This is a genomic window from Neorhizobium sp. BETTINA12A, from assembly GCF_023006485.1.
GTDB lineage: Bacteria > Pseudomonadota > Alphaproteobacteria > Rhizobiales > Rhizobiaceae > Neorhizobium.
The window spans coordinates 1-12,769 of record NZ_JALBGW010000130.1 but is presented as its reverse complement, the minus strand read 5'-3'; the positions used below and the strand labels follow the sequence as shown (position 1 = coordinate 12,769).

The following is a 12,769-nucleotide window of genomic DNA, read 5'->3' as shown; positions in this document are numbered from 1 at the left end:
CTGGGTGCGTGCCGTTGCCAGCGCGCTTGCGACCAGAGCTTCCTCGATCTCTGCTTCGTCGCCCTTGCCGAAGGCAGCCACGGTCCGATCGAGAGCCACGGCGGCGGCCGCCACGGCCGTATCGATCGCAAAGGAGTTGGCGGCTATCTCGCCGATCACCTGCTGTACGAACGGATCCTGGTTTGCTGTTTCCGCCGCGCTGTGTGCCGCCGAACGCGCCTGCCGGCGCACATAGGCAAGCCCGTCCGTCAGCACGTTGCGAACCGCTCCAGCCGCACTTGCTGCCAGATGCAATTGACGCAGCGTCGAACAATGCCGGCCGACAAGATTGTCGAGACCCCGCGTCGCGAACTCGTGCGGGAATACCTCGACATTTTCCAGAAGAACGCCGCCGCTCGCCGTCAGGCGCTGGCCCATGCCGTCCCAGTCGTCGAGGATCTTGATACCCTCGCGATCGACCGGCAGGAGAATACCGACCGTTTGCCCCTCTTCATCCAGAGCGCTGAAAGACGCAAAATCTGCAAAGGCTGTGCCGGTGGCATACCATTTGCGGCCGTTGAGGCGATAAGTGTCGCCTTGGCGCACGATCGTCGTCGTCACCTGCCCCGGCCGTGCGGTTCCCTGCTCCGTGTGGGCGCCGCCGAACAGTTTGCCGGCGAGGATCAGCTCGACCGCACCGGCATCCCGCTCCCGTGGTTCGCTGAGAATGACGTTCTCGACATAGTTGAAATGCGAGCGCAGAGCATGCGCCACGTTGGAATCCGCTGCACCGATCGCCGCGATCATTTCGATATAGTCGGCGATAGAACCGCCCGGCCCGCCCAGCGCCACCGGGATGCGCAACGTGCCGAGGCCCAGTTCGCGAAACAGCCTGAAGGCTTCGAAGGGCAATTCGCGGTCGAGATCACGCTGCGCGGCGCCCCTGGCGATTTCGGCGGCGAAAGCGGGAACGCACGCGACAAGCTCCTCGCGTGTCACGCTTCTGGTGGTCTGCAATTTGGCGATGCTCAAGCGATTGTCTCCGAAAACGCAGAAAAAGGCATGGGGCCGGGAGAAAACCCGGCCGCCTCGATGATCGATCATCCCTCGAGATAGATGTCGGCGCCGTTGCTCCAGAGGTCCTCGACGCCGATCTTGAGGTTCTTCACCCGCTTGTCATAGACGGTGATCACCGAAGGCGTGACGATGTCGAGCGTCGGCAGATCCTGCACGACGAGCTTCTGGAAATCGTTGAACAGTTGCTGCCGCTTCTTCGGATCGACCTCAACGGCGGCCGTCTCGAGCAGACGGTCGACCTCGGGGTTGAAATATTTCGAGCCGTTGGTGAAGGGCACGCCGGGCTTGAAATTCTTCGACCAGTAGAGCCGCTGGACACCGACCGTCGGATCGTAAAGGTTGCTCATGCCTTCGATGGCGATGTCGAAATCGCGATCGGTGAAGACCCGCTTCACGAAGGTCGCGAAGTCCTGGCTGCGAAGCTCGACCTTGATGCCGACCTTGCCGAGCGCCTGGGCGAAATATTCAGCCGTCTGCTTGGGAGGACCAGATGGCTGGGTCGGATCGATGAAGAGCTTGAAGCGGAACCCGTCAGCGCCGCGCTTATAACCGGCTTCATCCAGGAGCTGGTTCGCCTTTGCCGGATTGAACTCGTATTTCGGCAGATCGGGATTGTAGAATTTCGCGAGATCCGGGCTCACTGGCCCGTCGAGCCGCGTCGCGTAACCGAGATAGACCGTGTTGACGATGAAATCCTTGTCCACCGCATGGGCGATGGCGTGACGTACTTTGATGTCGGCGAGATACTTGTTTTCCAGGTTGAACTCGGCGCGGGCAATGCTCGGCGAATAGGCGGCCGGCGTGGTGTCGACGACCAGGTTCGGATTGGCCTTCAGGCGGTCGATATCCGTCAGCGGCAGATTGGCGGTCGAGACTTGCACTTCACCGGTTTCGATCGCCGCCACCGCAGCGGCCGGATCGATGATGAAGCGGAAGATGATCTGGTCGAGATAAGGCTTCGGCGAGCCCCAGTAATCTTCGTTGCGGACGAAGAGCGCATGGCTGCCGCGCACCCACTCGACGAATTTGTAGGGTCCGGTGCCAACCGGCGCAACATTGTGCGGGTTTTCGGCAACCTTGGTGCCTTCGTAGAGATGCTTGGGCACGATCGGCGCTTCGAAGCTGGCGAAGGCGCTCAGGAGATAGGGCGCCGGCTTGGAAAGAAGGAGCTCGACTTCATGGGAGTTGAGCACGTTGGCTTTCTGGACAGAGGCGAAAGTCGCCCGACCGCGCGGATGGTTTTCCTTCAGTGCGAGAATGGAGAAGGCCACGTCCTCGGCGGTGAAATCCTTCCCGTCGTGCCACCGCACGCCCTGCCTGAGCTTGAACCAGTAGCGCAGGCCGTCCTCGCTGACTTTCCATTCGGTCGCCAGAAGCGGCTGCGGATTGAAACTGCGGTCATAGGTCAAGAGGCTCTCGGTCGCCTTGCCGCTGATGTAATAGGCGGCACCCGCGCTATGGGCGATGAGCACGAGAACCGGAGGCTCGGTGCCGATATTGATCGAAACGCTGCCGCCGCGCGGTGTCTCGTCCTGTGCCTGGGACATATGCGGAACGGCGGCCGCAGCCGCAAGCGCCACAGTGGAAAGCAGCAAGGCGCGGCGTGTCGGCGTCAGCACACGAGCGGTTTTGATCGTCATGAAATATCCCCCAAAGCAGCCATTCATCAAGCAGGAACGACCTGGATTTCGTCCAACACCCGATCGAGCGCGGTTACTTTGAGAATATAAAATCCACTAACTTTATCGAGATACTGGATTTCTAAAGCGATATGGAGAAATGGAAAAAGGCGGAGGTTTTTCCCGCCTTTTGGAGAATTTTTCGCGCGAGCCCGACAAAACGCCGTCCCTCGCCGCAAATTTAACCTCAGCACGAATGCCGCCCGACACACGAAGGAAATCCCACGGAACGCCCGTCGATTGGAAATCCTTCCCAAGATAGCTTCGCAAAACGCAATCGACAAAGTCTATCAACGAAATAGACTAAAGTGAACCGACCAAGCCGCTCGAACTCCGGTTCGGGCGCGGCTTTGGTCACCAAACTGGATCGCGTTCAGGAGCTTATTGATGCAACCCGAATTCATCGGCCACACGTCCAACCGGGAAGGGTCCGACATCGTCCCCGCCTCCGGCCCGGTCATCGACAAGGCCTATATCCGCAACCACGTTCAGGCTGCGGAAGCCGCCGGCATCGATCGGCTGCTGATTGGCCAATTCGCGCAATGGCCGGACAACAACCAGATCGCGTCTTACGTCTTCAGTCAGACGGAACGCATCGGCGCGCTCCTTGCCCATCGACCCGGCCTGATGGCGCCAACGCTTGGCGCCCGTCAACTCGCCACCCTCGACCAGTTTTCCGAAGGCCGTGTCTGGGTCCATATCATCACAGGCGGCTCGGAGGCCGACCAGGCCCGCGACGGCGATTTCGAGGATCATGGCACCCGCTACGCCCGCACCGACGAATATCTGACGGTGCTGAAGAAGGTCTGGGAAAGCGACCAGCCCTTCGACCACGAAGGCCGCTTCTATAGGTTCAAGGGCGCCTTCAGCCAGGTGAAGCCATACCAGAAGCTGCGCATCCCGATCTCCTTCGGCGGGTCCTCCGATGCCGCGATCGCGGTCGCCGGCAAGCATGCGGATATCTATGCTCTCTGGGGCGAACCGCTGGACGGCGCGCGCGAGACGATCGCCAAGGTGCGTGCCGCAGCCGTTGCCAACGGCCGCACGGCGAGCGACATCCGCTTCACGCTCGCCTTCCGGACCGTTGTTGCCAAGACGGAGGACACGGCCTGGGAAAAAGCCGCCGATATCTTGCAAAAGGTGAAATCGCAAGTCGCCCGCGTGGCCGGCGGCAATGGCGAAAAGCTGCCCTCGAATGTCGGCTCGGTGCGTCTGCGCGAAGCAGCCAAACGCGGCAAGGTGCTCGACAAGCGGCTTTGGACCGAGGTTGCAGAAGCAAGCGGCGCCGGCGGCAATTCCACCGCACTGGTCGGGACGCCCGAACAGGTGGCCGATGCGATCCTCGATTATTACGACGCCGGCGTCTCAAACTTTCTCGTGCGCGGCTTCTATCCGACAGAAGACACGGTCACTTACGGCCGCGATGTGGTGCCGCTCGTGAAAGCGGGGATTGCCGAACGCGAAGCCAGGAAGGTAGCTGCAGAATGACCACGCCGCTCGATATCGTCGATATTCATACGCATCTCTGGCCGCCGGCCTGGGGACCTGGCGGCCAATATGCCAAACCCGCAGGCAGCTTTGCCCCCGATGTTTATCGCAAGATCACCACGCTGCAGGCGCTGGTGGACGAATTCCAGGCGGCTGGAATATCGCTCGCGATTGTCACTGCCACGATCGAAAGTCTGTTCGGTGCCGAGGGGGCCGTCGATCCTGCCGCGGTTCGCGAGGCAAATAACTGGCTTGCCACCGTCTCCCATTACGATCAGTCGCTGGTCGGCTTTGCCGTCACCGACGCGTTCAGCGGCGAAGAGGGTGCGCGCGAAGCCGAACGCGCAATCGGCGAACTCGGACTGTCGGGCTTGGTGATCGATTCCTCGCGCGACGGCAAATTCCTGAGCGATCCGTCCGTCAGGCCTACCCTCGAAGTTGCGGCACGCTACAAGGTGCCCGTCTTCGTACACCCGGTCGCCCATCCGAATTCGCAGGTGCTGATCGCAGGCGCCGGTATACTCGGCAATTCCCTTGGCCGCGGCCTGATGAATGGTGTCGCCTTCCTGTCGGTCATTCAATCGTCGCTGCTCGACGACCTGCCGGACCTTCACCTCATCTTTGCGACCCTCGGCCTCGGCGCGATCGTTCAGGCGGCGCGCGGTGGCATTTATGGTCGTGCGGAAAGAGCGGCAGGCAAGCGCCCGAACATCTATTTCGACACGATGGGGCACGACCCGGCCATCATCCGCACGCTGACCGGTTTCTTTGGCGCAGAAAGGGTGCTGGCGGGCACGGACTGGCCGATCCTGGCGGCACTCGACAGAAAGAGCCTGACCGCCAGCCTCACCGAGGCAGGTCTGAGCGAAGCGGAAGCACGCCTTGTGGCCGGCGGCAATGCCAGGCGTCTGCTTGAGCTTCGAGAGGCGCAAGCTCAAGCGGCCGAATAGACCTTGGCCGACGACAAAGCCCCGGACCGAATCCGGGGCTTCTTTTAAAGAATTGTGTCAGTCAATTGGGCTCAGTCCCCGATCAGGCAACGCGCTGGGGACGGGCGAGCGGAACGACTTCGCCGGATGCGGCGACCGAGCGGGGTACGCGACCTTCGACCGGATGACCCGGATCCGTGAAGCCCGGCGTGGACGGATGGCCGGTCGCGACCAACCGGTCGACGAGCGCTTCATCCTCCGCATCGAGCTTCACGTCGAGCGCGCGGATATAGGCGTCCCACTGCTCCTCGGTGCGTGGGCCGGCGATCGCCGAGGTGATCAGCTTGTTGTTGAGCACCCAAGCCAACGCGAAATCGGCAGGCGAAATGCCCTTGGCCTGCGCATGTGCCGCGATCTGCTTGGCGATGCCGATCGATTCCTCTCGGAACTCGACGTCATGCATGCGTTTGTCGCCGCGACCTGCACGGGTATCGGCGGCCGGGGCTTCTCCGACATTATATTTGCCGGTGAGAACACCGCGTGCCAGCGGGCTGTAGGAAACGACCCCAAGACCATATGCGGCAGCGGCCGGCAATTGCTCGGCTTCAGCGGTCCGGTTGACGATGTTGTAGAGCGGCTGGCTGGCGATCGGCCGGTCGATGCCGAGCTGGTCAGCAAGATGCGCGACCTCCGCGATACGCCAGCCACGGAAGTTCGACACGCCGAAATAGCGCAGCTTGCCGGCTTTGATCAGATCGGCGATCGCCCGAACCGGCTCGTCCAGGGGTGCGTCGAAGACGGCACGGTGAAAGTAGAGGATGTCGATATAGTCGGTATTAAGATTGCGTAGCGAATTCTCGACCGTCTGGTAGACCCACTTGCGGGAATAACCGCCGAGGTTCGGACCCTTGTTGTGGGAGTTGACGAACTTGGTCGCCACCACCCAGCTGTCGCGGTTCTTCTTGATGCCGCGCCCGACCACCTGCTCCGACTTGCCGTCATGATAGACGTCGGCGGTATCGATGAAGTTGATACCCTGTTCATGCGCCTTGTCGATGATCCGGAAAGCGACGTCGTCCGGCGTCTGGTTGCCGAACATCATGGCTCCCAACGTCAGCGGCGATACCTTCAGGGCACTGCGCCCCAGATAGCGATAGTCAACCATTCAAAAACTCCCTTGTTTTCAGTTGATGCGGTCCGCGAAATGACACGCGACCTGATGGCCGGGTGCGATGGCGCGGAATTCGGGTTCGTCGGCGCGACAGAGATCTGTCGCGAGCGGGCAACGGGTGTGGAACCGACAGCCCGAAGGAATGTCGCTGGGGCTTGGCAGGTCGCCGCCGAGAGGGGCTACCTGGCGTGGCCGCGACGGATCCGGCACTGCCTCCATCAGCGCCCGCGTATAGGGATGCCGCGGATCGGACCAGAGTGTCGCGTTATCGGCGCTCTCCACGATCCGCCCGAGATACATGACCATAACCCGGTCCGCGAAATAGCGCACCACCGAAAGGTCATGGCTGATGAAGAGGTAGGAAAGGCCGAATTCTTTCTTCATCTCGAGGAGCAGGTTGAGGATCTGCGCCTGGATGGAGAGATCGAGCGCCGAGACGGGCTCGTCGCAGACGATCAGTTCGGGATTGAGCAGCAGCGCCCGTGCGATGCCGATGCGCTGACGTTGACCGCCGGAAAACTCGTGAGGATAACGATTGATGGATTCCGCAGGCAACCCGACCTTGGCAACGATATTGGCGATGATCTGCCGCCGTTCGGTGCGATCGCCGACCTTGTGGACGACAAGCGGCGCTTCGAGGATTTCACCGATGGTCTGGCGCGGATTGAGAGAGGCATACGGATCCTGGAAAATCATCTGGATCGATCTGCGAACCCGCTGCAGGTTTCGCTGGTCGAGCACGGTGATATCCTCGCCCTTGAACTCGATGCGGCCTGCCGTCGGGTCGACCAGTCTGAGCACCGTTTTGCCGAGCGTGGACTTGCCACAGCCGCTCTCGCCGACGAGCCCGACTGTCTCGCCACGTTCGACGACGAGATCGATACCGTCGACGGCACGCAACAGGCCGTCCCGGCTCTTGTAGTGGGTCTTGAGATCAGAGACTGAAAGCAGCGGCATGGGGCACGGCCTTGATGGATGTCGTAAAAGGGCAGGCAACCAGCCGATCTGCGGCCGGAACGATGAGCTGAGGCACGTGATGGCCGCAGCTGGCGCGCGCCTGATTGCATCGTGGCCGGAACGGACATCCCGCTTCGCCGACCGCCGAGACGATCGAGCCGGGAATTTCGGTGAGCGCACCGTCACGATAATGAAAATCGTGCTTCAGTCGCGGTGAGGCGGCGAGCAGGCCGCGCGTATAAGGATGCAGCGGATCGTTGAAAAGATCGCCCGGCAGCGCCTGCTCCACCTTGCGGCCGGCATACATGACGACCACCTTGTCGGCCCATTGCGCTACCACGCCGAGGTCATGGGTGATCAGCACGACAGCCATCTGCAGCTCTCGCCGCAGCGTGTCGAGCAGGTCGAGAACCTGGGCTTGGATGGTCACGTCGAGCGCCGTGGTCGGTTCGTCGGCGATCAGCAGCTTCGGTTTGCAGGCAACCGCGATCGCGATCATCACACGCTGGCGCATGCCGCCGGAGAGCTGATGCGGATAATCGTCGACCCGCTTTTCGGGCGCCGGAATGCGCACCAGCCTCAAAAGCTCGATCGCCCGTTCGCGCGCCGCTTTGCCCGACAGTTTTTCGTGCACCTTCAGCACCTCGCCAATCTGCCGGCCGATGGTCATGACCGGATTGAGGCTGGTCATAGGCTCCTGGAAGATCATGGCGATCTCACGGCCACGCAGATGCCGCATCTCGCGTGCATCGAGCTTGGTGAGGTCGCGCCCGCCGAACGTAATGCGGCCATTGGCGATCTTTGCGGCGCGTGGAAGAAGCTGCATCAGCGCCAGCGCCGTCAGCGATTTGCCAGAGCCGGATTCGCCGACGATCGCCAGCGTCTCCGCCTGCCCGATTTCGAATGACAGATTGCGGACCGGTTCTGCACGAGGAAAACGGATGGTCAGATTATCGACTTGAAGCAGCGGGGCCATGGTCTCACCGATCCTGCGAGAAACGGGGATTGAGTGCGTCGTTCAAGCCGTCGCCGATAAGATTGAGGGCGAGGACGGTGAACACGATTGCCAGTCCCGGCAGCGCGGTCAGATACCATGCCGTCCGGACAAGCTCGCGACCGGTACCGATCATGGAACCCCAGCTCACCACGTTCGGATCGCCGAGCCCCATGAAGGAAAGCGCTGATTCCATGAGAATTGCCGTCGCCACCATGACCGACGAGGTGACGATGATCGGCGGCAGCGCGTTTGGCAGGATCTCCCGGAAGATGATGCGGGCATGGCCGTAGCCGAGACTGCGGGCCGCCATGACGAAATCCTTCTCGCGGATGGCGCGGAACTCGGCGCGGGTCAACCGTGCGACCGTCGGCCACGAGATGACGGCAATCGCAAGTGTCACCGTCGTCGCCGAGGGCTGCGCGATTGCCACCAGCACGACCAGCAGCACGAAGCTTGGCAGCGTCTGGAAGATTTCGATAAGCCGAACCAGGAGATCGTCTATCCAGCCGCCGAAATAACCCGCCGTCGAGCCAACCAGGACGCCGAACGTCAGCCCCAGTGCGGTTGCCATGAGCCCGACGAACAGCGAGATACGGGAACCATGCAGGATACCGGCAAGCACGTCGCGACCGAGCGAATCCGTGCCGAGCGGATAGGCGGAGTTCTGCCCCGGCCACAGGAACGGGCGGCCCACCATGGACAGGGGATCGTCCGGATAAAGGATCGGGGCGGTAAGAGCGACGAGGATGACGAAGACAAGGAAACCCGTGCCGAATAAGGCGTTCGGGTTCGACAGAAAGACCTTCAGCGCCCGCCGCCCGTTGGTCACCGCAACCGCCGCGCTCTGCTGCGAGCGGGCATCGGGTGCTTTCATGTTGGACCAAGCCGGCCCGTTCGCCGCAGCACTCGCGGCAACCGCTTCCGGCTCGGCGGTCGCCTCGCGTTCGGCCACAAGGCTGCGAAAGTTTCTGACATCGGTCGTGGACATCAGCGGGCTCCAATACGGGGGTCGAGCCAGGCGTGGATGATATCCACGGCGGCATTGGCGATGATGACGAGAAGCGAAGACAAAAGCAGGATGCCGAGCAGCACTGTGAAGTCCCGGCCCATGACAGCCTCGAAAGCGAGCCGACCGAGTCCCGGCCAGCTATAGACCGTCTCGACCACTACCGCGCCACCCAGCATGCCGCCGATATGCATGCCGGCCATGGTGGTGATCGGGATCAGCGCATTGCGCAGGATATGCCGTGCGGTGACGCCGAAAGGCGTCAGCCCCTTGGCATAGGCGGTGCGCACGAAATCCTGGTTCTTGACCTCCAGCATCGAAGCGCGCGTCAGCCGGGCATAGATCGCCACGTAGAACAGCGCGAGCGACGTCGCCGGCAGCACCATGTAGCGCGCCTTGTCGAGGATTGCCGGCACACCGGTCAGCCGCGAACCGATCGTCCCGGCGCCGCCGCTCGGCAACCAGCCGAGCTTCACCGAGAAGAAGACGATCAGCATCAGGCCGATCCAGAAGCTCGGGATCGAATAGAAAAGCAGCGAAAAGATCGACAGCAAGCGATCCGGAATACGGCCGGCGAAGCTTGCCATCAGCGAACCGAGGACGACGCCGAGCAGGATGGCGATGGTCAGCGCGAGCGCCATCAAGGTCAGCGTGCCCGGCAGGCGCTGGGCGATCAGGTCGGCGACCGGCATGCCGTAGCGCGGCGAAAATCCAAGGCTGAAATGCGCGAGATTGTTGAGATAGTGCCCGAGCTGCACGAGCACGGGATTGTCGAGGCCGAAGCGCGAGCGCAGTGCCGCCATGCTTTCCGCCGTCGCCGATCCCGCCTCGCCGGCCATCACGTCGGCCGCGTCACCGGGTGCCAGCTGCAGCAGAAAGAAATTCAGGATGACGATCCCAAGCACGGTCGGGATCGCCTGCAACAGCGTGCGTCGCAGTGTTCGTGCAATTCTCAGCAGCGCCGGCATCGTGCTCCGCCTCTCAGGTTCAAGATAGCTGCACGGAGCAGCTCAAAGCTTCCGGAAACATCGATTTTGGTATCCGGTAATTTTGATAGTTGACTAATTCTATAGGCTTTGTCAAATCTGTTTGCGCAAAATAAAACCAGATAACAATCATTTTTCGAAATCAGGTTTTCGTTAATGCTCAATATTGGTCGATAATCGCAATTATCTCCCACGTTTCGCGAGCGAGAGGCAAGAACGCACTCGTTTGCTGCGATTGGGAGAAAAAGGCTTCCGCAGGCCTGAAGACGCGGACGAGGCATAGGAGGATACGATGACCATTCGCAACGCCATTTCTCAAATCTGGTACACGCGCTGCCCCGTGCCCACTCCGGTGGGTCTCGCGACCCAGCTCGGTCTGTTGGACGAAACCTTCGCCAGGGAGGGAATCACCCTCAACTCGATCATCGACAGCAAGGACCGGAACATCCGATCCAGCCATTTCGATCATCACCTCGACTATTCCTTCCGCCACGGCGGCAATGTCCCGCCGATCCGAGCCCGTTCGGAGGGCAATCCGACGCGCCTCGTCGGCATTACCTGGACAGACGAGTTCCAGGCGATCATTACCCTGCCCGGCACCGGTATCAGAACGACGAGGGATCTCGTCGGTCGCCGTTTCGGCATCACCCGCCGTCCGCCCGGCATCGTCGATTTCATGGCCGCCACCGCGCTGAAAGGCCTGGTCTCCGCCCTTTCGCTGGAAGGCCTCGCCCACCAGGACGTGGAGATCGTCGATATTGCGCTTCCCGACTCGGTACTCGACAATCGCGACGGGCCGCAGCTTTACGGCCTGCGCAACCGGCAGGCATACGGGCCGGAAATCGCTGCCCTGCTGCGCGGCGAGGTCGACGCGATTTACGTGAAAGGCACGCCCGGCATCAGTGTCGCCAACCTCTTTGCGACCCACACGGTCAGCGAATTCGGCTTCCACCCCGACCCGAAGATCCGCATCAATTCCGGCTCGCCGCGCATCCTCACCGTCGATGAACGGTTTGCCGAAGACCGGCCGGATCTCGTGGCGAAGCTCATCGAAACCTTAAAGCGCGCCAGCGCCTGGGCGGAGAGCCATCCGGACGACGTGCGCCGCTTCGTTGCCCGCGAGGTGGGCGCGTCGGAAGAGGTCGTCGCCTCCGCCAACGGACCGGACCTCCACAAGCATCTGGGTATCGGGCTCGAGCCTGAGCTGGTCGAAGCGATCGGCCACTACAAGGATTTCCTGCACGAATGGGGCTTCCTCGCCTCCAATTTCGATATCGACGCCTGGGTCGATCATCGTCCCTGGGCACTGCTCGAAACCCGTGCCGTCGCCTGATCGGAGAACATGATGACCGCTTCGATCGATTTCGCACCGCTGATTGCCAAAGCCGAGGAACTGGGGAAACGCTTCGCGCTTACCGCGCGGCATTATGACGACACGGGCGAATTTCCTTTCGCCAATTTCGATGCCCTTCACGAAGCCGGCCTTCTTGGGCTCGTGACAGCGGTCGAACATGGCGGCCTCGGCGGAGGACTGACCGAAGCGCTTGCGGTCGTTTCCGCCATCGCCCGCGGCGAGCCTTCCACCGCGCTGGTGCTCTCCATGCATTATAACCAGCACTATTCGATCCGCGCTTCGGGCAAATGGCCGAAACATCTGGTCGAGCGGGTAACCAAAGCCAATCGTGAAGGCGTGGCATTGATCAATGCCGCGCAGGTGGAGCCCCGCGTCGGCTCGCCTTCGCACGGCACGCCACCGGAAACCGTTGCCCGCAGGGTCGGCAACGAATGGCGGATCACCGGCCACAAGACCTATGCGACCGGCATTCCGCTGCTGCGCTGGGTCTCCGTGCTCGCCATTACCGACGAGCCGGAGCCGCGCCTCGGTTCATTCCTGGTGCCGACCAGTGCCGATGGCATCCGAGTGGAAAAGACCTGGAACGCCACCGGCATGCGCGCCACCAACAGCGACGACCTGATCCTCGACGATGTGGCAATCCCGCTGGAGGATGTGCTCGACATCGCGCCGGCCAGTGAGGGCATCAAACGTGACGAACGCCTAGGCGCCTGGTATTTCAGCCTCGTCCCGGCGATCTATGACGGCGCCGCCCGAGGCGCCCGCGACTGGCTGATCGAATTCACCACATCAAGGGCGCCGGCAAGCCTTGGCGCTCCCCTCTCGACAGTACCCCGAATTCAGGACGGCCTCGGCCAGATCGAGGTCTGGCTGACGGCGAACCGCCGCCTGCTCCGCTCGATCGCCGAGGATTTCGATGCAGGACGGCCGTTCGGTGCGGATGCGGCGGCGGTCAAACATACCGTCATGGAAAACGCCATCGCCGTCACCACGCTGGCACTGGAACTCGGCGGCAATCCCGGGATCAGCCGCGACAACCCACTGGAGCGGCATCACCGGGATGCGTTGTCCGGCAAGGCCCATGCGCCCCAGAACAACCTTATCCGCACCATGCTCGCCAAGGCCGCGCTCGGCCGGCACGCCGCT

At 61.9% G+C, this 12,769-nt stretch carries 11 protein-coding genes; 4 read left to right on the top strand and 7 right to left on the bottom strand.

The window, feature by feature from the left end; genetic code table 11:
• Positions 1-1,011: acyl-CoA dehydrogenase family protein (locus MOV61_RS22840; protein ID WP_247138212.1), on the bottom strand; the 1,011-nt coding region annotated here is incomplete at its 3' end.
• Between the two features lie 68 nt (positions 1,012-1,079).
• Positions 1,080-2,696, bottom strand: a complete 1,617-nt coding sequence (locus tag MOV61_RS22835; RefSeq protein WP_247138211.1) for an ABC transporter substrate-binding protein — start codon at positions 2,694-2,696, stop codon at positions 1,080-1,082.
• Positions 2,697-3,122: 426 nt separating this feature from the next.
• On the opposite strand from MOV61_RS22835, the gene MOV61_RS22830 reads away from it, so the two are divergent.
• The gene (locus MOV61_RS22830) at positions 3,123-4,223 is read left to right on the top strand and encodes an LLM class flavin-dependent oxidoreductase (RefSeq protein WP_247138210.1); all 1,101 of its coding nucleotides are present in this window, start codon (positions 3,123-3,125) and stop codon (positions 4,221-4,223) included.
• Positions 4,220-5,173 (top strand): amidohydrolase family protein, encoded by a 954-nt coding sequence (locus MOV61_RS22825; protein WP_247138209.1) that lies wholly within the window; start codon positions 4,220-4,222, stop codon positions 5,171-5,173. Before MOV61_RS22830 ends, MOV61_RS22825 begins: the two co-directional genes overlap by 4 nt.
• Before the next feature lie 82 nt (positions 5,174-5,255).
• Here MOV61_RS22825 and MOV61_RS22820 read toward each other — a convergent pair whose 3' ends face one another.
• From MOV61_RS22820 to MOV61_RS22800, 5 genes are read right to left on the bottom strand one after another with little or no spacing between them, the layout of a single operon-like run.
• The gene (locus MOV61_RS22820; protein ID WP_247138208.1) at positions 5,256-6,317 is read right to left on the bottom strand and encodes an aldo/keto reductase; all 1,062 of its coding nucleotides are present in this window, start codon (positions 6,315-6,317) and stop codon (positions 5,256-5,258) included.
• 18 nt (positions 6,318-6,335) lie between these two features.
• The gene (locus MOV61_RS22815; RefSeq protein WP_247138207.1) at positions 6,336-7,280 is read right to left on the bottom strand and encodes an ABC transporter ATP-binding protein; all 945 of its coding nucleotides are present in this window, start codon (positions 7,278-7,280) and stop codon (positions 6,336-6,338) included.
• Positions 7,258-8,256 (bottom strand): ABC transporter ATP-binding protein, encoded by a 999-nt coding sequence (locus tag MOV61_RS22810; protein WP_247138206.1) that lies wholly within the window; start codon positions 8,254-8,256, stop codon positions 7,258-7,260. Before MOV61_RS22810 ends, MOV61_RS22815 begins: the two co-directional genes overlap by 23 nt.
• 4 nt (positions 8,257-8,260) lie before the next feature.
• Positions 8,261-9,265 carry an ABC transporter permease gene (locus MOV61_RS22805; RefSeq protein ID WP_309493838.1) on the bottom strand — a complete coding sequence of 335 codons (1,005 nt, stop codon included), beginning with the start codon at positions 9,263-9,265 and terminating at the stop codon, positions 8,261-8,263.
• Positions 9,265-10,251, bottom strand: coding sequence for an ABC transporter permease (locus MOV61_RS22800; protein ID WP_247031227.1), 987 nt, complete (start codon positions 10,249-10,251; stop codon positions 9,265-9,267). The genes MOV61_RS22805 and MOV61_RS22800 overlap by 1 nt, the downstream gene beginning before the upstream one ends.
• Before the next feature lie 310 nt (positions 10,252-10,561).
• Here MOV61_RS22800 and MOV61_RS22795 point away from each other — a divergent pair, with 310 nt between their 5' ends.
• On the top strand, positions 10,562-11,602 hold the full coding sequence (locus tag MOV61_RS22795; protein ID WP_247138205.1) for an ABC transporter substrate-binding protein: 1,041 nt from the start codon (positions 10,562-10,564) through the stop codon (positions 11,600-11,602).
• 12 nt (positions 11,603-11,614) lie between these two features.
• On the top strand, positions 11,615-12,769 hold a 1,155-nt coding region (locus MOV61_RS22790), incomplete at its 3' end, for an acyl-CoA dehydrogenase family protein (RefSeq protein ID WP_247138213.1).

Bases quoted from the DNA above. Each gene is read 5' to 3' on its own strand.
- MOV61_RS22835 (WP_247138211.1), bottom strand. From the start codon at position 2,696: ATGACGATCAAAACCGCTCGTGTGCTGACGCCGACACGCCGCGCCTTG.
- MOV61_RS22830 (WP_247138210.1), top strand. From the start codon at position 3,123: ATGCAACCCGAATTCATCGGCCACACGTCCAACCGGGAAGGGTCCGAC.
- MOV61_RS22825 (WP_247138209.1), top strand. From the start codon at position 4,220: ATGACCACGCCGCTCGATATCGTCGATATTCATACGCATCTCTGGCCG.
- MOV61_RS22820 (WP_247138208.1), bottom strand. From the start codon at position 6,317: ATGGTTGACTATCGCTATCTGGGGCGCAGTGCCCTGAAGGTATCGCCG.
- MOV61_RS22815 (WP_247138207.1), bottom strand. From the start codon at position 7,280: ATGCCGCTGCTTTCAGTCTCTGATCTCAAGACCCACTACAAGAGCCGG.
- MOV61_RS22810 (WP_247138206.1), bottom strand. From the start codon at position 8,256: ATGGCCCCGCTGCTTCAAGTCGATAATCTGACCATCCGTTTTCCTCGT.
- MOV61_RS22805 (WP_309493838.1), bottom strand. From the start codon at position 9,265: ATGTCCACGACCGATGTCAGAAACTTTCGCAGCCTTGTGGCCGAACGC.
- MOV61_RS22800 (WP_247031227.1), bottom strand. From the start codon at position 10,251: ATGCCGGCGCTGCTGAGAATTGCACGAACACTGCGACGCACGCTGTTG.
- MOV61_RS22795 (WP_247138205.1), top strand. From the start codon at position 10,562: ATGACCATTCGCAACGCCATTTCTCAAATCTGGTACACGCGCTGCCCC.